Source organism: Nocardia sp. MDA0666 (assembly GCF_003023875.1).
GTDB lineage: Bacteria > Actinomycetota > Actinomycetes > Mycobacteriales > Mycobacteriaceae > Nocardia > Nocardia aobensis.
In genome coordinates this window covers 297,671-317,638 of the sequence record NZ_PYHT01000003.1, presented here as the reverse complement: position 1 = coordinate 317,638, position 19,968 = coordinate 297,671, and the positions used below count along the sequence as shown (strand labels likewise).

Below are 19,968 nucleotides of genomic sequence, written 5' to 3'. Positions count from 1 at the left end.
GCAGAGCCCGGCAGGACACTTCCCGCCGGGCTCTGTCCCGCTCACGCATCGACGACGGCTTGCACCACGTAAGGCGCTACGCTGCCCAGCTTTTCGCAGGTCTCGGTGAATTCGCGCTCCGGGCGCGACTGCGAGACGATGCCGGCCCCGGCGCGCAGCCAGGCGCCCTCCGTGGTCTGGTAGATCGCCCGCAGCACCAGCGTGGCCTCCAGCGCACCGCCGGCCGAAACGGTCACCACCGCACCGGAATACAGGCCGCGGGCGTCGTGGTCGAGGCGGAAGACCGCGTCCACGCCGGTGCGCTTGGGGATGCCGGAGGCGGTCACCGAGGGGAACAGCATTTCCAGCGCATCCCAGGCACTCTTGTCCTCGGCGAGGGTGCCGCGCACGGTGGAGGCCAGATGTTGCACGCTGCCGCGTTCACGCACCGCCATGAAATCGGAGACGGCGGTGCTGCCCGGCTCGGCCACCGCGGCGATCTCGCCGAACGAGGTCTGCACCGAGATGGCGTGCTCGACGATTTCCTTCGGATCACCGACCAGCTCGTCGCGGGCGGCGGCGTCGGCCGTCTCGCCACGGCCGAAGGCGCGGGTACCGGCCAGCGGTTCGGTGGTCACCACCCGGTGCCGGTCGACCGAGGCCACCAGTTCGGGGCTGAATCCGGCCGCCTCCAGGCCGCCCAGCCGCAACAGGAACGAGCGGGCGGGCGTGTTGTTGGCGCGCCCGAGCCGATAGGTCTGCGGAACGTCCACGGGGAAGGGCAGATCCACCTTCCGCGACAGGATCACCTTCTGATACCGCCCGGCCCGGATCTCGTCTACCGCCTCGGCGACCCGGCCGCGGTAGTCCGTGGGGTCGATGGTGACATCCACCGGCCGCGGTGGGGCCGGAGGTTGCGCACTCGCCTGTGCGATCAGTTCGTGAATCTCCGCGGTCTCGCGGGGCGTCGCACCGGACACCCGCACACCGGAGGTGTCGATGCGCACCTCGATGCGCGGAATCATCAGATGCGCCAGGGCGGTTCGGGCCGGTACGTGCGCGTCGGCGCCCAGCGCCCAGGCGCAGAATTCGAATCCGATCCAGCCGTAGGCGTTGCGCCCCTGCAGCGGGAGCGCGGCCAGCGCCGCGTCGATCACCGCGGCCGGACGCCCCTGCCACGGCTCGACGGTGGCCCGGCCCTCCCACTCGACACGCAGTTCGCCGGAATCCAATTCGATGCTGCCGATCGGATCGGCGGCGAACACCCAGCCGTCAGGACCCTCGTACCCGACGTACTCGCCGAAGCGGTCGGCCGCGGCGAGCGCCGCCATGGCGTCGGCGGGTGCGATCGCCGACGCCGTGCCCGTCACCTCCGTCCCCGGTGCCAGCTGCCCCGTCGCCCCCGGACCGTCCCCGTAACCGTTTCGCACCCGCTCGTCCGTGGTCGACACCGTTCCTCCAAGGTTATGCTTACCTAACTACAAGAGGTGAGGTTAGCATTACCTGCCCTTTTCGGTGTTGTGCCGGAGCACACATCGGACTCGCTTTGCGAGCGTCATGGTCAACTTCCTGCGCGAATCCGCTTCCGCGAGCTTGAATGGTGGAGCGCCGTCGAGGAGGGGCCCGCCATGATCGATCACGCCGCCGGCAATCCGGCTCCGAGTACCGCGAAGGATCTGCCACGCTCGGCGGTCGCCCTGGTCGACGCGGTGTCGCCGGTGGAACGCGAGCTGATCGGCGGGTGGCTCGCCGAGGGCGGGATCGCCGCCGAACTCGGCATCGACGCGCCCGTCACGCAGATCGACCTGGACGCCACCGCCATTGCCGCCCGGCTCGTCGGCCGCCGCGACGACCCGATCGTGATCCCGATCCGGGTGCTGTGGCTGCCGCCGGAACGAGACGGCGTGCGGCGCACCACCTTCGCCGATCTGGCGCTGCTGAGCAATCCGCGCCGGCCACACCGGCTGCTGCAGCGCCGGCTGGTGAACAAGGCGCCCGACCGGCATCTCATCCTCACCGGACAGCCCGCGCGGCTCAGCGATCTGCGCGCGAACAACCCCGGGGCGGCGGAGAGTTCGGAACCGTTCGCGCGGGCGATCGTCCGCGCGGGCACGGTGGCGCTCGAACGCGCCGAACGATCGGTGATCGGCGACCGCTACAAGGTCCCCCGGATGGTGGTCGAGGAGATTCTCGACTCTCCCGACTTCCTGCGCCGGCTCGACGCCATCGCCACCGAAACCGGCACCGAACCCAGGGAGGTGTATCGGCGGGCCGAGAAGGCGCTGCGGGAACTCGTGGCCGCGCAGAGCCGGCTGATCTCGGATCTGTTCACCCAGGCGATGCGGCCGGTGCACGCCTCGGCCTGGAAGATCGACTGCGACCGGTCCGGGCTGGCCGCGCTGCGGCGGCTCAATCGCAACTACCCGCTGGTGTTCCTGCCCTCACACCGCTCCTACGTGGACGCCTTCGTCCTCGGTGACGCGTTGGCGCGCAACGACTTTCCACCCAATCACGTGATCGGCGGCGCCAATCTCAGCTTCTGGCCGATGGGGCCGGTCGCGCGCCGCACCGGCACCGTCTTCATTCGCCGCAGCTTCGGCGACGACGAGATCTACAAGGCCGTGGTCGAGGAGTACTTCGCCTATCTGCTCGCCAAACGCTTCAATCTGGAGTGGTATTTCGAGGGTGGGCGCACCCGCACCGGGAAGTTGCGGCCGCCCCGGTTCGGACTGCTGAACTATCTGGCCTCGGCCATCCGTGCGCGGCGCATCGACGATGTGATGCTGGTGCCGGTGTCGATCACCTACGAGCGGCTCAACGAACTCGGATCCATTGCCACCGAACAGGTCGGCGGTGCCAAGAAACCCGAGGGGCTGACCTGGCTGGCCCGCTACATCCGCAGCCAGCAGCATTCCGCCGGGCGGGTCTACGTCCGCTTCGGCGCCCCGCTGTCGGCGCGCGACCGGCTGGCCGCGCACGGTGATCCGATGCAGCCGATCGCGGAACCGCTGGCCCCGGACGGCGAGGAAGTGGCCGACCGGCAGCGCAAAGCCGTGCAGCGCTTGGCCTTCGAGGTGGCGGTCGGCATCAACGCGGTCACGCCGGTCACGGTCAACGCGCTGGTGACGCTGGCCCTGCTCGGTGTGCACGAGCGCGCGCTCACCCTCGGTGAGGTGCGCCAGACGTTGGAGCCGGTCCGCGGATACATCGAACGCCGCGCGCTGCCGACCGGCGAGCTGGATACGCTGCGCGACGACCAGGGGCTGGCGGTGGTCCTGGAACAGCTCTCGCTGGCCAAGGTGGTGACGGTGTACCGAGGCGGGCTGGAACCGGTGTATTCGATCGAGGCCGGCGCCCATCTGGAGGCGGCGTTCTATCGCAACAGCGCCGTGCACTGGTTCGTGAACCGGGCGATTCTGGAATTGGCGATTCTGGAGGTGGCTGACGAACAGGCTGGCGCCGCACCCGGCATAGAGGTCATCTGGGGTGCCGCCTACCGGCTGCGCGATCTGCTCAAATTCGAGTTCTTCTTCCCTGACCGGGTCGAATTCGCCGCCGCGATGAGCGCGGAATTGCTTCTGCTGGACCGCAATTGGGAGCAGCGCGGCAGCGCCGCGGAATTGGTGTGCGCGCTGGCCGATTCGGGTTTCATCATGGCGCACCGTGTCGTGCGCTCGTTCTTCGATGCCCAGCTCGTGGTGGCCGAGCGCCTGGCCGCCGCCGACCCGGCCGCACCGCTGGACCGCAAACAGTTCATCGACGAATGCCTGGCCGTCGGACGCCAGATGCTGCTGCAGCAACGGCTGCACAGCACCGAGTCGGTATCGTCCGAATTGTTCTCCAGCGCAGTAAAACTCGCCGAAAACTACGGCCTGCTCGACCTCGGCACCCCGGATCTCGCGCAGCGTCGACGTGAGTTCGCCGACGAACTGCGCACCATCGGCATCCGCATCTCCCGCGCGGCTGCCCTCGACCCGTCCAATCGCGCACCGCAGGGGACAGTGTGAACCTTTCCGAAGCGATTTCCGCCATCCGGACCGGGCCACAGGGCCCGCGGGTGGCGGCCGTCTTCGACTTCGGCGGAACGGTGGTCGCGGGCTTCGCGCCCGCCGCCGCACCGCTGCGCCTGCTGCGCGGACGCGACTCGCGCCGAGCGCTGACCGACACGCTGCTGTACAGCATTCGCGGTTCACGGACCGAGGGCGAGTACGAGCGCTTCCTGCAGCGCGTCGCCCGGGTGTGGGCGGGCCGTTCCGAGCAGGAGCTGACCGAACTCGGCGAACAGCTGTTCCGCAGCACCGTACACGGGCACGTGTATCCCGAAGCGTGGCACCTGATCCGGGAGCACGAGGCGGCCGGGCACACGGTGGTGATCGTCACCAGCCTCACCCGTTTCCAGGTGCTGCCCGCCGCCCGGGAGCTCGGCGTGGACCATGTGCTCTACACCGCGATGGCCACCTCCGACGGTGTGCTCACCGGCTTCACCGAGGGAAAACCGCTGTGGCGCACCGAGAAGGCCGCGGCGGTGCGCCGCTTCGCCGCCGAACACGATATCGATCCCGGTGACAGTTACGCCTATGCCGATGCGGCCCCGGACGTTCCGCTACTGGAAACGGTCGGCCATCCGGTCGCGGTGAATCCGGGACCGCGGATGTCGATGACCGCCGGTGAACGCGACTGGCCGACCCTGACCTTCAAACCGCGGGATCCGGCGGGCGTCACCGACTTCGCCCGTACCGCAGTAGGTTTCACCGGATTGCTGAGCGGCGCCGCCTTCGGGGTCGCCTCTCGCGCGGCCACCCGCCGCCACCGCGCGATGGCCGACGCCATGATCGCCACCGCCGCCGACGCCACCCTGCGCACCACCGGCGTGCGGGTGCGGGTGGTGGGCGCCGAGCACGCCCGGCAGCCGCGTCCCGCGGTCTTCCTGTTCAATCACCAGAGCCAGTTCGACATGGTGGTGCTGGCCGCGGTGCTGCGCTCGGGATTCACCGCGGTGGTGAAGAAGGAGGTCACCACCAACCCGGTCTTCGGCCCGCTGTTGCGGTTCGCCGAGGCGACCTTCATCGATCGCTCCGACACCACCGGCGCGAAAGCGGCGCTGGAACCGGTCGTCGACACCCTGCGTGGCGGACTCTCGCTCGTGGTGGCACCGGAGGGCACGCGCTCGATGACGCCGCGGATCGGCCCCTTCAAGAAGGGCGCCTTCCACATCGCGATCGAGGCCGGAGTGCCGATCATTCCGCTCGTCATCCGCAACGCGGGCGAAATCGCCTGGCGGAATTCGGCGATCGTGCGCAAGGGCACGGTGGACGTGGCGGTGCTGGCACCGATCGATGTGAGCGGCTGGGATCCGCAGGACATGGACGCCGACATCGCGCGCGTGCGGCAGCTGTTCGTCGATACGCTGCTGGACTGGCCGGTCGACGCGGCGGTGGAAGCGGTGCCCTGAACCTCGGACGGCCCAGCCTCCCGACCCCTGGCCTCCGACGCCTCAGCCGTCAGACGCGGCGGCCGAACAGCAGCTTCCACGGCATCAGTGCCGATTCCAGCTGCACCTTGAGGCTCATCTTCGACGCGCCCTTGGTGCGCTCCTCGAAGCGGATCGGCACCTCGGCGATCGAGATGCCCTGCTTGATCGTGCGGTAGTTCATCTCTACCTGGAACGAGTAGCCGTTGCTGTGGATGGAGGCCACATCGATGGCGCGCAGCGTGTCCGCCTTCCACGCCTTGAACCCCGCGGTCGCGTCCTTGACGCCGAGCCGCAGGATCGCGTTGACGTAGAAGTTCGCCCACGCCGACAGCGCCTTGCGGTACCACTTCCACTCCGCCGCGGTGGAGCCGCCCTCGACGTAGCGCGATCCCAGGACCACACCGGCATCGGAGGTCTCGAGCTTCTCCAGCATGGCCGGAATCACCTCGGCCGGGTGGGAGAGGTCGGCGTCCATCTGGATGACCACGTCGGCGCCCTGGTCGAGGGCCGCGGTGATGCCGGCGATGTAGGCGCGGCCGAGGCCGTCCTTCTCGGTGCGGTGCAGCACGCCCACCACCGACGGCAGTTCGGCGGCCAGTTTGTCGGCGACCTCGCCGGTGCCGTCCGGGGAGTTGTCGTCGACGACGAGAACATGCAGATCGGCGACCGGTAGTGCGGTCAGCCGCTCCACCGCCACCGGCAGGTTCTCCCGCTCGTTGTAGGTCGGCACCACCACGGTCACCTTCACAAGTCGCCCTCCACTCGATTCGACCTGACTGCGCGCGCCCGGATCAGGGCACGACGTGCTCTGGAGAACCGTAGCCCACCCACCTGAGAGGGCACGAGCGGCTCAGTCTCTCCCGTCGCGGGCATCCTCGCGCGCATTGCGCTCGCGCACGATCTCGAGCGCCCGCTCGGCGGTGGCGCGATCCGGATACGGCCCCATCCGATCGGCGAACCAGCACCGCTTGCCCTGTTCGGCGCGGTGATGTTTGAGGCAGTAGTACCACTGATCGTCGGAATCGCCCATGCCGATCATCGTCGCATCCGGGGCCCGGCCTGTCAGGTAACCGGCGAATCCGCACGTCGGACTGCCTCGGCCGGGACCGGACGGCGGCTGTGGCCCTTGACACACCCGCACAGTGAATGTACGTTCATTCACAAGAAATGCCAGTTCACTCATCGCGGCGGTGATCCGCTCGCCGACTCGTCGGAGCAGAAGGAAGCGCAATGGATTTCTCGACCTACTCGCAGCTCACGTTCAAACGCCTGGACGACGGCATCCTGCTGATCACCATCGATCGGCCGGAGAAATACAACGCCGCCGACGAGCAGATGCACGCCGAGCTGGCCCGGGTCTGGACGGATGTCTCCGCCGATCCCGAAACCCGGGTCGCGGTGATCACCGGCGCCGGGAAGGCGTTCTCCGCGGGCGGTGACCTGGCGATGGTCGAGCGCATGGCCGGCAACCACGAGCGGGTGGCGAACATGCTGCAGGAGATGAGCGACCTGGTCTACAACATGATCAATTGCGAGAAGCCGGTCGTCGCCGCGATCAACGGTGTCGCGGTCGGCGCGGGGCTCGTGGTGGCCCTGCTCTCGGATATCTCGATCTGTGCCGAGGACGCCAAGCTCGGCGACGGGCATGTGAAGCTCGGCGTGGCCGCCGGCGATCACGCGGCGATCCTCTGGCCGCTGCTGTCCGGTATGGCCAAGGCCAAGTACTACCTGCTGACCGGGGAGATGGTCGTCGGCGCCGAGGCCGAACGCATCGGCATGGTCACCAGCGCGGTGCCGCGCGACCGGGTGCTCGACGACGCCCTGGCGGTCGCGAACAAACTGGCGGGCGGTTCCCAGCTGGCCATCCGGTGGACGAAGAAGGCGCTCAACAACTGGCTCAAGCAGGCCGGTCCGATCTTCGACCAGTCCGCCGCCTACGAAATGCTCTGCTTCATGGGCCCGGATGTCACCGAGGGCTATACCGCTCTGCGCGAGAAGCGCGCCCCCAACTTCCCCTCCGCCCGCGCGGTCACCGGTAACTGAGGAGCCGAATACGATGAGCGACAACACCATCGCGGTAGTCACCGGAGCCGGATCGGGCATCGGCCGGGCGATCACCCTGGCCCTGGCCGCCCGCGGCGATCGGGTCGTGGCCGCCGATCTGGACCTCGACGCCGCCAAGCGCACCGCCGAACAGCAGTCCGACCGCATCGTCGCGATGAAGGTCGACGTCGCCGATGCCGCCCAGGTGCAGGTCCTGCGTGATCAGGTGCACGCCGAGGTCGGGATGCCGAACATCCTGGTCAACGCCGCCGGCTGGGATCGCACCGACAAATTCCTCAATGCCACACCGGAATTCGCGCAGAAGGTGGTCGCGATCAATTATCTGGGCCCCGTGCACATGTGCAGCGCGTTCCTGCCGGGCATGGTGGAGGCCGGCGGCGGGCGGGTGGTCAACCTGGCCAGCGACGCCGGACGCGTGGGCAGCTCGGGCGAAACCATCTACGCCGGTGCCAAAGGCGGCGTGATCGCCCTGACCAAATCGCTGGCGCGCGAGATGGCCCGCTATTCGATCACCGTGAACTGCGTCTGCCCCGGACCGACCGACACCCCGCTGTTCCAGGCCCAGGACGAGAAGTTGAAAGAGGCTCTGATCAAGGCGATTCCGTTCCGCCGCCTCGCCCGGCCGGAGGAGGTCGCCGCCCCGGCCCTGTTCTTCGCCTCCCCCGACGCCTCGTTCATCACCGGTCAGGTGCTCAGCGTCAGCGGCGGACTCACCATGGCCGGCTGAGCGCCGAGCCGACTTCGGAGGACCAGATGTACGACGCCCACGCCTACCGGCAGTACTTCGAACACGATTTCACCTATCTGAACGGTTTCCGGCGCAACGTCCACCGCTACGCCCACCACCCGGCGATCGAGGATCCGGCGACCGGCACCACCGTCACCTACGCCGAGTTGGGCGAGCGGGTCGACCGGTTGGCCACCGGCCTCGCCGACGCCGGTGTCGAGCCGGGTGATGTCGTGGCATATCAGCTTTTCAACGGCGTCGAGTTCGCCGAGTTGTATCTGGCGACGCAGGCCGCCGGTGCCGTCGGCTCGCCGATGAACTTCCGGCTCGCCGCCGGTGAGACGTCCTACATCCTCGCGTCTAACCGTCCCCGCGTCTTCGTCTACGACACCTATCTCACGCCGATGGTGCGAGAAGCGCTGGAGCGCAGCGCGTTCCGTCCCGAACTGCTGGTGGCTTCGGGTCCGGGCGAGCCGCTACCGGGCGCGGTCCGCTTCGACGAGTTGTCCGCGGCGACGGCGCGGCCACTCGACGCGCAGCGCACGGTGTGGGACGAGACCACCCGCCTCTACACCTCCGGCACCACCGGGATGCCGAAGGGCGTACCGCTCAACAGTCTGGTGGAGATCTTCAGCGCACACGACGTCGTCATGCATTTCCCGCTGTCACCCGAGGACAAGACGCTGAACATGACCCCGTGGTTCCACCGCGGCGGATTGTATTGCGCCGGACCGAATCCCACGTTCTACCTGGGCTCGTCCCTGGTGCCGATGCGCGCCTTCGACGCCGGCACCACCCTGGACCACGTGCAGCGCTACGGCCTGACCTTCCTGATCGGCGCGCCGACCAATCTGGCCATGCTCGCCCACGCGCAGGAGGCTCGGCGCCGCGATCTGTCGAGCCTGCGCGGCATCGTCACGATGGGCGCTCCGCTGGAACGCGAGGCGGCGCTGCGGTATCAGAAGGTGTTGAATCCCAACATCTTCAACGGATACGGCAGTACCGAGGGTTTCTGGAACACCTTCCTGCGGCCGACCGATCTGCCGGCCATGGCCGGGACCGCCGGGCGCGCGTGCATCGATGACGACGTGGCGGTGGTGCGGGTCCTCGACGACCGGCTGGCCGAGCCGGAGGAGACCGTCGCCAAGGACGGCACGGAGGTGGGCGAGGTCATCGTCCGCTCTCCGAAGGGCTCGGGCGCCTACGTCGACTCGCCCGAACAGGAGGCCCGCAAGTTCCACCGCGGCTGGTTGTATATCGGTGACCTCGCCACCTGGGACGAGCAGGAATTCGTCACCATCGTCGGACGGAAGGACGACATGCTGCTCTCCGGTGGCGAGAACGTCCATCCCGTCCAGGTCGAGGAGGCGCTCAACGAACATCCCGGCGTAGACGACTGCCTGGTGGTGGGCATACCCGACGAGCGCTGGGGGCAGGTGGTGGTGGCCTATGTGGTCGCCGCCGAACCCGGCGTCGGCGTGGCCGAACTGGACCGGCACTGCCGCACCCATCCCATGCTCTCGGCGTTCAAACGCCCACGCGCCTACCGCTTCGTCGATTCGCTGCCGGTGTCGGCCACCGGCAAGAAATTGCACTACAAACTTACCGAGCAGGCCCGCGACGATGCCGCGGCCGGCCTGTTCACCTATCCGGACAAGGAATCAGCATGAGCGCGAAACGTCCCCCCGCATTCGACGCACTCGACCCGCTGGCCATCGATTCGCTGCTGACCGAGGACGAACGGGCGGTGCGCGACAGTGTGCGCGGCTTCTGCGCCGAGCACATCACCCCGCATATCGCCGACTGGTTCGAAGCGGGCGATCTGCCCGGCGCGCGCGATCTGGCCCGCGAATTCGGCAGGCTCGGCCTACTCGGCATGCATCTCGAGGGTTACGGATGCAGCGGCGCCTCGGCCGTGCACTACGGTCTGGCTTGTCTGGAACTCGAAGCCTGCGATTCCGGTATCCGCTCCCTGGTCTCGGTCCAGGGCTCGCTGGCCATGTTCTCCATCTGGAACAACGGTTCGGAGGAACAGAAGCAGCGGTGGCTGCCGGGAATGGCCGCGGGCGAGATCATCGGCTGCTTCGGCCTCACCGAACCGGATGTCGGTTCCGATCCGTCGGCCATGCAGACCCGCGCCAAGCGCGACGGCGACGACTGGATCCTCAACGGCCGCAAGATGTGGATTACCAACGGCTCGATCGCCGATGTCGCGGTGGTGTGGGCCGATACCGACGAGGGCATCCGCGGGTTCATCGTGCCCACCGACACCCCGGGATTCAGCGCACACACCATCAAGCACAAGTTGTCGCTGCGCGCCTCGATCACCAGCGAACTGGTCCTCGACGATGTGCGCCTGCCCGCCGAGGCGATGATGCCCGAGGGCCGGGGTGTGAAGGCGCCGCTGTCGAGTCTGTCCGAGGCGCGCTACGGCATCATCTGGGGTTCGATGGGTGCCGCGCGCTCGGCCTGGCAGGCGGCTCGCGATTATTCGATGCAGCGCCACCAGTTCGGCCGCCCGATCGCCGGATTCCAGCTGACCCAGGCGAAACTCACCGATATGGCCGTCGAACTGCACAAGGGCCAACTGCTTTCACTGCATCTGGGCCGGCTCAAGGATTCGGTGGGACTGCGTCCCGAACAGGTGAGTTTCGGCAAACTCAACAACACCCGCGAGGCGATCGAGATCTGCCGCACCGCGCGAACCATCCTCGGCGGCAACGGGATTTCGCTCGAATATCCGATCATCCGGCACATGGTGAATCTCGAATCGGTGCTCACCTACGAGGGAACGCCGGAGATGCATCAACTCGTGCTCGGCCAGGCCTTCACCGGCCAGAACGCCTTCCGCTGACAAGAGGTCTCATGAACGCACGACTGGAGTACGACTCCGAACACCGCCAATTCCGTTCCGTGGTGCACGATTTCGTTCGCCAGACGGTCGCACCAGCCCACGAGGGCTGGGAGCGGGCCGGCTGCCTGGACCGATCGTTGTTCACCGAGGCGGGCAAGCTCGGACTGCTCGGCTTCCCGGTCCCGGAGCGCTTCGGCGGTCCGGGGGTCGAGGATTTCCGCTACCACGCCATCGTGATCGAGGAGATCACGCGGGCGGGTGCGGCCGCCGCGGGTATCGCGTTCTCCCTGCAGAACGATGTGGTGCTGCCCTATCTGACCGATCTCACCGACGAGGAACAGAAGGCCCGCTGGCTGCCCGGCGTCGTCACCGGCGAGACCGTCCTGGGCATCGCCATGACCGAACCGGGTACCGGTAGCGACCTCACCGGCATTCGCACCACCGCCGTCCGCGACGGCGAGTATTACGTGGTCGACGGCAGTAAGACCTTCATCTCCAACGGGCAGAACGGTGATCTGTTCGTGGTCGCGGTCCGCACCGGCGAGGACAAGCACAAGGGGCTCACGCTGCTGGTCGTCGAGGCCGGCACACCGGGATTCGGCCGCGGCCGCAACCTGGAGAAGATCGGCCTGCACGCCCAGGACACCAGCGAACTGACCTTCACCGAGATGCGGGTGCCGGTGGCGAATCGGCTCGGCGCGGAAGGCGAGGGCTTCTATCAGCTGGTGCGGAATCTGCCGCAGGAGCGGCTGTCGCTGTCGGTCGGCGCGGTCGCGGCGGCCGAGGGCGTGCTCGCGCAGACCCTGGACTACGTGCGCGAACGCAAGGCCTTCGGCACCTCGGTCGCGAGCTTCCAGAACACACAATTCGTGCTCGCGGAGTTGGCGACCGAACTCGATATCGCGCGGACCTTCCTCGACGACTGCCTCGCCGAACACATCACCGGCGGCCTCACCGCGGCCCGCGCCGCGCGGCTGAAATGGTGGACCACCGAATTGCAGATGCGGGTGGCCGACCGCTGTCTGCAACTGCACGGCGGCTACGGCTATATGCGCGAATACGCGGTGTCGCGGGCCTTCGTCGACGCGCGTATTCAGAGCATCTACGGCGGCACGACCGAGATCATGAAGACGATCATCGCGAAGGAGCTGGGCATCTGATTCTCGGTGGACCACTCTAGAGTTGAGTGAACCGTCGTTCATTCGACTGCGCAGATACGGAAGGGTATGCCCGATGGCGAAGCGATCCGCACCGATGGAAATCGAGGAGGCCGTGCGTGCGGTGCGAACCAGTTCGCGCCGGCGCCAACTCCTCAACGCGGCCGTCGCCGTCATGCAGACCACGGGCTTTCATCAGATGTCGATGCAGGCACTCGCGGATCAGGCCGATGTGAGCGTCGGGCTCATCTACAAGTATTTCGGCGGTAAGGAAGACCTGCTGCTCGCGGCCATCGTCGACATCCTCGATGCCTTCCGCGACGAATTGGATCCGGCCATGGACGCGGTCGGCGACGATCCGGTGGAACGGCTCGTCGCCGGTTTCCGCCACTATGTGGAAATTGTCGACGAGAACCTCGACGCCGTGGTCCTGACCTATCGGGAAAGCCGGACCCTCGATCCCGAAGGCCGCGAACGGATCAAGGAACTCGAGGTCGAAACCTCGGCCCCGCTGCGGGCCGCCGTCGAGGCGGGAATCGCGGCCCGGCTGATGAACGACCTCGATCCGGATCTCGTCGTCTTCAACCTGATGATGCTCGCCCACGCCTGGGCCCTCAAGCATTGGCATTTCGCGCCGCGCTACACCGTCGAGCAATACATCCGGGCACAGGTGCGGTTCGTGCTGCCCACATTGCTCGCTCCCGGCGCCGCGGACGAATATCGACATCTCATGGAGTGAAACCTCTTGTCGGTCACATTATCTCGTACCGGCGCCATCTGCGTCCTCACCCAGCCGCACGATGCATAGAGTGCGCACATGAGCAGAACGGGCTCCCTGATTCGAGTGACGACCGCCTACGTGGTCGCCGTCGCGGTGGCACTGGTGTGGCTGCTGTGGGGTCCGGGCACCGGACAGCTGTGGCTGGACGGCCTGATCGCCGATCTGATCGCGACGGTCGTGGTCTTCGCATTCAGCCGGATCTACGAGAATTCCAGTTTCTACGACCCGTACTGGAGCGTGATCCCACCGCTGCTGGCCTTCTACTGGTGGATCCGCAGCGACGAGCCGTCCGATCCCGCGCGCTGGTGGCTGATGATGGCCGTCATGCTGGTGTGGGCGGTGCGGCTCACCGCCAACTGGGTGACCACATTTCCCGGTATGCACCACGAGGATTGGCGCTATCCGATGGTGCGCGAACGCGCGGGCAGATTCGCCTTCGCCGCGGATCTGTTCGGCATTCACGTCTTTCCGACGTTGCAGGTGTTCGCCGGGATGATCCCGGTGTACGTGGTGGCGACGCGCGCCGGCGAACCGTTGGGCGTGCTCGACGTCGTCGCGTTCGTGATCGGTGCGGGCGCGGTGGCGCTGGAAGCCGTCGCCGACCTGCAGATGCATCGCTTCGCCGCCACCAAATCTCCCGGCCAGGTCATGGACCGCGGGGTGTGGGCGTGGTCGCGGCATCCGAACTATTTCGGTGAGTGCGGCGTCTGGCTCTCGTTCGGCCTGTTCGGTCTGGCCGCAGCCCCAGGTAGCTGGTGGGTTCTCGCGGGTGTGGTGACGATGGTCGCGATGTTCGTCGGTGTCAGCATTCCGATGATGGAACAGCGCAGTCTCCAGCGGCGCCCCGCGTATCGGGATGTGGTGCACAGGGTTTCGGCCTTCGTACCCCTGCCACCGCGGCCCCGCGCGCTGTGAGCCGACCGTCGGTTACGGCACCTGCACGGAGACGAAGCCGGGCGTGTACACGCCGCCGGTGAGAACGATGGCGACGACGGGTCCGCTCCCGGTCGCGACCGTGACGGCCTGCGGAATCCCGTTGAGGCCGTCGGAAAGACGCGCTTCGCCGGATGCGCCGGTGGCGAGGTTCAGCCATCGCACCGGCGCCGAATAGCAGCCCCACCCACGGTCTTTCGCGCCGGTGATCGTGATTTCCCCCGCTCGTGCACCGGTGATGGCCACACAGCGGGCGGGTAGCGAATCGACGCTGCCGTTCGGATTACCGTACGGCGCGGGGTTGATCTGAAACGGAACCGTCCCTGCGGCCGCCGCCCCGATGCCCGAGCCCAGCATCACGGCAATCGCGCCGCCCAGAACTATCTTGCGAACCACAGTCGTCACCGAACCCTCCTGCGAGCCGACTACGCGCCTTGGTTCCCCATCTTAGGGTCCCCCCCGCCCTGACAGGCCCGCGTTCCTGCGTGCATGCCGTCCCTGCGCGGGCAATACTGCTCGGGTGAGCGGCTCCGGAAACGACAGCTCCAACGGCGACGAGATCCCGGCGTGGAAACGGCGCACCGCGGGCGAATCGCGCTGGGCGGCTACGGCGGCGATGGTGGGAATCATCGTGCTGCAGCTGCTGCTGCCCCAGCATTTCCAGCTGCGGCCGATCTGGCTGCTGCCGCTGCTCGAGGTACTGCTGCTCATCGTGCTGGTGGTGAGCAGTCCGGTGCGGCTCGACCGGGAGGAGATCTGGCTGCGGTGGTGTGGTCTGGCGATGTCGGCGCTGCTGGGGATCGCCACCGCATGGTCGGTGTTCCGGCTCGTCGCCGGGCTCATCGACGGCACCCTCAGCAACGATCCCCCGGTGCTGCTCGGTTCCGGCGCGGCGATCTGGCTGACCAACGTCACCGTATTCGCGCTCTGGTATTGGGAATTCGATCGCGGCGGGCCGGCCGCCCGGGCGCACGCCCGTGAACCGCTCCCGGACTTTCTGTTCGTCCAGATGCAGAACCGCGACCTGGCGCCCGCCGACTGGGAACCGGAATTCCTCGACTACCTCTACCTGTCGTTCACCAACGCCACCGCCTTCAGCCCCACCGATGTGATGCCGATGACGCGCTGGGCCAAGACGCTGATGATGGCCGAATCCGCGCTATCGCTGATCACCGCGGCTCTGGTCATCGCGCGGGCGGTCAACGTATTGAAGTGATCGGACCGGGCTTGCGCAACGAGGTGCCTCGGCCCTACCCGCGCCTCGACTCGGCGAGTGCGAGCTGTGCCGCGTTGGCGCCGCACATTCCGTGCGCTCCCGGCCCGGGTGGTGTTGCCGCCGAACAGATGTACATGCCGGGAACGCCGAGGCTGTAGGGAGACAATGTGGTTCGCGGTCCGAACATCAGCTGGCGAATGTCCTTGGCGCCGGTCATGATGTCGCCGCCGGCATAGTTCGGGTTGTAGACGGCCATCTCGGTCGTCGAGCGAACCGCCTGTCCCACGATGCGTTCCCGGAAACCGGGTGCGAACCGCTCGATCTGCGCGATGATCAACTCGGTCGCGTCGCCGGTAAAGCCGTTGGGGACGTGCGCATAACTCCACACCGGGTGCACATCGCCCACCGAGCGCTGCGGATCGGCCAGGTACTGCTGGCCGACCAGGACGAACGGACGCTCGGGCATGCGACCGGCGTGAATCTCGCGTTCGGTCGCGGCCAGCTCACCGTAGGTCCCGGCGAGATGGACGGTTCCGGCACGGCGGGCATGCGGATTGGTCCACGGCACTCCGTTCGCCACCGCGAAATCCACCTTGAAGGCACCGGGGCCGCGACGGAAGCGACTGAACGCCTTACGGACTCGGCCTGGCAGGCGGTCCCCGAGAATGCGGCCGACGGCATCGGGTGCCAGATCGAAGATCGTGATGTCGGCGGGGGGCAGCTGTGCTGCCGACTCGATCCGCACTCCGGTCTCGATCTTTCCGCCCAGCTCCGCCAGCAGCGCCGCCATCGCATCGCTGATCGCCTGCGATCCGCCGGCGGCGACCGCCCAGCCGTGCCGATGCCCGGCCGTGAAGATCCCGAGTCCGATGGCCGAGGTGAGCGGCTGATGCAACGGCCGGAAGGCATGCGCCGCAACACCTCCGAACAACGCTCGCGCCTGCTCGGTCCGGAACAGCCGGGCAAAGGTGGATCCGGGTAACAGCGTCGGCATCCCGAACCGGGCCAGCGTCAGGGGATGGTGCGGCAGGCGCAGCAGCGGGCGCATGATGTCCTCGCTCAGCGCGTCGTATCGCCGCACCGGGCGTTCGAATGCCAGGCGCCAGCGCGAGCCGTCGCGACCGAGCGCGGCCGCGGTCTGCTCGACCGAGCGGTACAGCACACCGGCGCTGCCGTCGTCGAGCGGATGCACACAGTCGATCTCGGCCAGCCGCCAGGTGAGCCCGTAGCGGTCCAGGCCCAGGCTCGTGAGGAACGGGGAACCGACGGCCATCGGGTGGATGGCCGAGCAGTGGTCGTGCAGCAGACCGGGAACGATCGCCTCGCCGCTGCGCGTGCCGCCGCCGATCCGCTCGGCCGCCTCGAGCACGGTGACCTCGACGCCTTCGGAGGCGAGGGCGACGGCGGCGGCGAGCCCGTTGGGCCCGCCGCCGACCACCAGTGCGGTTGTCACGCCACCACTCCGAAATCGTCCTGCGTGGGTTCGATCCGCGCTGCGGCGGCACGAGTCCAGATCGGCTGCAGGGGAATCGGCCCGTTCGGCAACCAGGGCTGCTCGGCGACCGCGTCCGCGACCCGCCAGGTGCCGCGTTCGATCACGCCCAGCGCGGCGTCGATCAGCTTGTAGTGCTGCACGCCGCTGCCGAACGCCTCCGATTCCACCCAGGCGACCACACATTCGCCGGGTTCGAAGCGAGCCTCGTCCTGCACCGCGCGGATCATCTCCTCGTCGTGGAAGTGGCCGTCACCGAAATTGAACCCCACGATCGAGTTGCACAGGAACTCCCCCTCCCGGACCGTACGCGAATCGATATCGGGCAGCCGCGCGATCAGCAGCGAGAACAGGCCGCGGCCCTGGCTGTGCAAGGTGCGCCAGGCGATCGTCTTCTGCAGGGTGATCTCCGCCCACTGCGGTTCGTAACCGAATTCGATGAACTGATCGATCTGATTGCCGGCCGAGCGGGTCACCCGGTTCAGCTTCTCCTCGGCGCCCGGGGTGAACGTCCACACCGCCGAGGCCCAGTTGCCCGCGTACTGCCGCATCGACGGCAGGAACGAGACCTTGTCAGGCCGCAGATTGCCGAGCACCGGGAAGAACAGCAGCGCGGCGACCACCGGGACGACCAGCCATACCGGCGACATATCCCACACGGCGTATCCGTTCCAGGCCGGGAAGCCGAGGAACAGGAAGACGGTGGCGTAGGCGAACAGCACGTTCCATTCCAGCGGCACGGCCAGCGGGAAGGTGGACACGATGAAGAGGTGGAAGATCACCATGATCAGCACCGCGATCAGCGTCACCCACTTGTTCGTGGAGAACAGCAGCACCAGCGGAACCAGCATCTCCACACAGGTGCCGTTGACGTGGGCCATGAAATGCGCGATGCCGGAGGGACGCATATCGCGCGGGAAGTCCTTGTAGTGCGCGCGTTTCACCGATTTGAACGGCACCGACGGACTGTTGGACACCATCGGCGGCACCACGTTGGAGAAATGCTTGCCGAGTTTGGAGAATCCGGCGCCCACCCAGACGACCACGATCAGCAGTTTCAACGCGACGATCATGTTCACGAACGGGAACACGGTGAACGCGATCAGCGCCGGCAGATACTGCTCGCCGCGGGCGCCGAGGAAGACGACCTTGTCGCGCAATCCGTTGAGGATCAGCAGCACGATCGGCGCGAGCAGCACAGCGGGAGCGATGAGCCCGGACGCGTTGTCCGGCACAACCGCCGCGAGCGAATCACTGTGCGCGCCGGGCAGAGCCAGCGCGAGCACCAGACTCGCCAGCAGGGCCAGATACAGGGTGACGTCTAACCAGGTGCGGCGGTCACCGCCGGTGCCGGGCATCCAAGCCCACGGGCGTTGCCGGATCGTGCCGGGGCGGGCCCAGAACAGGATGCCACCGGTCATCGGTTTCACCTTGCCGGCCAACGGCCCCCACGAACCGGCGAGACCGATGACCTCCAGCAGCACCGTCCAGACGACCGCCTTCTGATAGACGATCGGCTGATTCCACCATTCGGCGACATGCCAGAACGCCGGGAGGCCGGAAGTCAGTGTGGCCACCGTGATTCCGCCGATGGCGTAGAGCACGATCAGTTTGAGGATGTAGACGCAATGCACCATCTTCGGTGAGCCGAAGCCGTTTTCGGCCCAATCGGCGCCGAGGATACGCATGCGCTCCATCAGCGGTTTCTGCAGGAACGTGTCCGGATCGACTGCCGGCAGATCCGGCTTCGTGAATCCCATCGGAATATCTCCTTCTCGTGGGGCGGATCAGGCGGTGGGCGCGCGGCGCAACGACGGTTTGTCGAGTTTGCCGACGGCGTTCTTGGGCAGGTCGTCGAGGAAGGTGATCGCCACCGGCAGTTTGTATTTCGACAAACTCCGCCGGGTGTGGGCGAGCACCTGTTCGGCGGTGAGGGTGGCGCCGGAGTTCAGGGCGAGGAACAGCACCGGCTCCTCGCCGTAGAGCTCGCTGGCCCGGCCGACCACCGCGGCCTCGGCGACCTCGGGCAGCTGGTAGACGACGCTCTCGATCTCCTTGGGATAGATGTTCTCGCCGCCGCGGATGATCATGTCCTTGGCGCGGTCCACCAGGACGAGGTAGCCGTCCTCGTCTATGCGGCCGATATCGCCGGTGTGCAGCCAGCCGTCGATGATCGTCCGGGCCGTGTCCTCCGGCCGATTCAGGTAGCCGCGCATGACATTCGGTCCCTGGATCAGCACCTCGCCCGCGGCACCGTCGGCGACCGGATTGCCGTCGGAGTCGGCGATGCGGATCGTCTGGCCGGGGAGCGGAAGACCGACCGTGCCCGGCTTGCGGCGGCCACGCAGCGGATTGACGACGCTCGCGCAGGTGCCCTCGGACAGGCCGTAGCCCTCGACGATCGGTATGCCGTAACGATTTTCGAACTTCAGCAGCAGTTCGGCACTGGCGGGTGCGGCGCCGCAGACCGCGAACCGCACCGCCGAGGTATCGGGGGCGACGTCCGGCGGCAGATCGGCCAGCATCGTGTAGATGGTCGGCACCGCAGAGAAGTACGTGGCGCGGCTGCGCTCCAACCGGTCGAAGAACGCGTTCGGGCTGAACCGTCCCGCGATCGTGGTGCGCCCACCGGCGAGCAGCGGCGCCAGCGTGCTCACCACGATGCCGTTGACATGGAACAGCGGCAACACCAGCAGGCTGTGGTCGGCGGCCGTGAGTTCGAAGGCGCCGATCACCATGGCGCACATGGCGTTCAGGTTCGCGTGATCGAGCATGACGCCCTTGGGCCGGCCGGTGGTCCCGCTGGTGTAGACGAGCAGTGCCAGCGCATCGTCGCGAGTTTCGGGGGCGATATCGGCGGGCGGTCGCGCGGTGAGCTCGGCAGGGGTGAGGACCGTGGCCCCGATATCCATCGGCCGATCGGTGACGAGTACCTCGGCCCCGGCATCGGCGACCTGATAGCCGGCCTCGGCCGGAACCAGCGACGGATTGATCGGCGTCACCGCGGCGCCCAGACGCCACGCGGCGAACAGGGATACCACCAGCGCCACGGTGTTGGGCAACATCACCGCGACGACATCGCCGGAGGAAACTCCGTGCGCGGCAAGGGCAGTGGCCGCGCCTCGTACCGCATCGGCGAACTCGGCGTTGGTCAGCTCGACCTCATCGTCGGCCACACAGGGCCCGCCGGGGTCGTGCCGGCTGCGCAGGTCGGGTAACTCGGAAAGGTGCATGGACGGTCCTGAATCCTCGATCTCGAACGAATACGTCAACCGTAGGAATTAGTGAGCTG

At 67.4% G+C, this 19,968-nt stretch carries 17 protein-coding genes; 10 read left to right on the top strand and 7 right to left on the bottom strand.

The features are described from left to right. Positions 1–41: 41 nt before the first annotated feature. Positions 42–1,310 (bottom strand): salicylate synthase, encoded by a 1,269-nt coding sequence (locus C8258_RS07815; protein ID WP_106954632.1) that lies wholly within the window; start codon positions 1,308–1,310, stop codon positions 42–44. 297 nt (positions 1,311–1,607) lie between these two features. Between C8258_RS07815 and C8258_RS07810 the strand changes: the two genes are divergently transcribed. Together C8258_RS07810 and C8258_RS07805 are read left to right on the top strand one after the other, a co-directional pair. Then, on the top strand, positions 1,608–3,986 hold the full coding sequence (locus C8258_RS07810; protein WP_106954555.1) for a glycerol-3-phosphate 1-O-acyltransferase: 2,379 nt from the start codon (positions 1,608–1,610) through the stop codon (positions 3,984–3,986). Then, positions 3,983–5,431 carry an HAD-IB family hydrolase gene (locus C8258_RS07805; protein WP_106954554.1) on the top strand — a complete coding sequence of 483 codons (1,449 nt, stop codon included), beginning with the start codon at positions 3,983–3,985 and terminating at the stop codon, positions 5,429–5,431. Before C8258_RS07810 ends, C8258_RS07805 begins: the two co-directional genes overlap by 4 nt. Before the next feature lie 49 nt (positions 5,432–5,480). Here C8258_RS07805 and C8258_RS07800 read toward each other — a convergent pair whose 3' ends face one another. Both C8258_RS07800 and C8258_RS07795 read right to left on the bottom strand, forming a co-directional pair. Then, entirely contained in the window at positions 5,481–6,182 is a 702-nt protein-coding gene (locus C8258_RS07800; RefSeq protein WP_036497947.1) for a polyprenol monophosphomannose synthase, read from the bottom strand. 120 nt (positions 6,183–6,302) lie between these two features. Continuing rightward, positions 6,303–6,482: a hypothetical protein gene (locus C8258_RS07795; RefSeq protein ID WP_036497946.1), complete on the bottom strand. Its 180-nt coding sequence runs from the start codon at positions 6,480–6,482 to the stop codon at positions 6,303–6,305. A 200-nt stretch (positions 6,483–6,682) separates the two neighbouring features. On the opposite strand from C8258_RS07795, the gene C8258_RS07790 reads away from it, so the two are divergent. From C8258_RS07790 to C8258_RS07760, 7 genes are all read left to right on the top strand, one after another. Further along, positions 6,683–7,495: an enoyl-CoA hydratase/isomerase family protein gene (locus C8258_RS07790; RefSeq protein ID WP_106954553.1), complete on the top strand. Its 813-nt coding sequence runs from the start codon at positions 6,683–6,685 to the stop codon at positions 7,493–7,495. Between the two features lie 13 nt (positions 7,496–7,508). Continuing rightward, positions 7,509–8,243 carry an SDR family NAD(P)-dependent oxidoreductase gene (locus tag C8258_RS07785; protein WP_106954552.1) on the top strand — a complete coding sequence of 245 codons (735 nt, stop codon included), beginning with the start codon at positions 7,509–7,511 and terminating at the stop codon, positions 8,241–8,243. 26 nt (positions 8,244–8,269) lie between these two features. Continuing rightward, on the top strand, positions 8,270–9,913 hold the full coding sequence (locus tag C8258_RS07780) for a class I adenylate-forming enzyme family protein (protein WP_106954551.1): 1,644 nt from the start codon (positions 8,270–8,272) through the stop codon (positions 9,911–9,913). Continuing rightward, positions 9,910–11,097, top strand: coding sequence for an acyl-CoA dehydrogenase (locus tag C8258_RS07775; RefSeq protein ID WP_106954550.1), 1,188 nt, complete (start codon positions 9,910–9,912; stop codon positions 11,095–11,097). Before C8258_RS07780 ends, C8258_RS07775 begins: the two co-directional genes overlap by 4 nt. Before the next feature lie 11 nt (positions 11,098–11,108). Continuing rightward, a complete protein-coding gene (locus tag C8258_RS07770) occupies positions 11,109–12,257 on the top strand; it encodes an acyl-CoA dehydrogenase family protein (RefSeq protein WP_106954549.1) in 1,149 nt (382 codons plus the stop codon). A gap of 73 nt (positions 12,258–12,330) precedes the next feature. Next, a complete protein-coding gene (locus tag C8258_RS07765; RefSeq protein WP_106954548.1) occupies positions 12,331–12,993 on the top strand; it encodes a TetR/AcrR family transcriptional regulator in 663 nt (220 codons plus the stop codon). A gap of 78 nt (positions 12,994–13,071) precedes the next feature. Further along, on the top strand, positions 13,072–13,950 hold the full coding sequence (locus tag C8258_RS07760; RefSeq protein ID WP_106954547.1) for a DUF1295 domain-containing protein: 879 nt from the start codon (positions 13,072–13,074) through the stop codon (positions 13,948–13,950). A gap of 12 nt (positions 13,951–13,962) precedes the next feature. Here C8258_RS07760 and C8258_RS07755 read toward each other — a convergent pair whose 3' ends face one another. Continuing rightward, positions 13,963–14,373 carry a hypothetical protein gene (locus C8258_RS07755; RefSeq protein ID WP_369974722.1) on the bottom strand — a complete coding sequence of 137 codons (411 nt, stop codon included), beginning with the start codon at positions 14,371–14,373 and terminating at the stop codon, positions 13,963–13,965. A gap of 115 nt (positions 14,374–14,488) precedes the next feature. On the opposite strand from C8258_RS07755, the gene C8258_RS07750 reads away from it, so the two are divergent. Next, entirely contained in the window at positions 14,489–15,184 is a 696-nt protein-coding gene (locus tag C8258_RS07750; RefSeq protein WP_233224931.1) for a hypothetical protein, read from the top strand. Between the two features lie 34 nt (positions 15,185–15,218). Here C8258_RS07750 and C8258_RS07745 read toward each other — a convergent pair whose 3' ends face one another. From C8258_RS07745 to C8258_RS07735, 3 genes are read right to left on the bottom strand one after another with little or no spacing between them, the layout of a single operon-like run. Further along, positions 15,219–16,637 (bottom strand): NAD(P)/FAD-dependent oxidoreductase, encoded by a 1,419-nt coding sequence (locus C8258_RS07745; protein ID WP_106954546.1) that lies wholly within the window; start codon positions 16,635–16,637, stop codon positions 15,219–15,221. Beyond that, on the bottom strand, positions 16,634–18,436 hold the full coding sequence (locus C8258_RS07740; RefSeq protein ID WP_106954545.1) for a DUF3556 domain-containing protein: 1,803 nt from the start codon (positions 18,434–18,436) through the stop codon (positions 16,634–16,636). The genes C8258_RS07745 and C8258_RS07740 overlap by 4 nt, the downstream gene beginning before the upstream one ends. Positions 18,437–18,463: 27 nt before the next feature. Beyond that, positions 18,464–19,909, bottom strand: coding sequence for a class I adenylate-forming enzyme family protein (locus C8258_RS07735; protein ID WP_106954544.1), 1,446 nt, complete (start codon positions 19,907–19,909; stop codon positions 18,464–18,466). Positions 19,910–19,968: the final 59 nt, after the last annotated feature.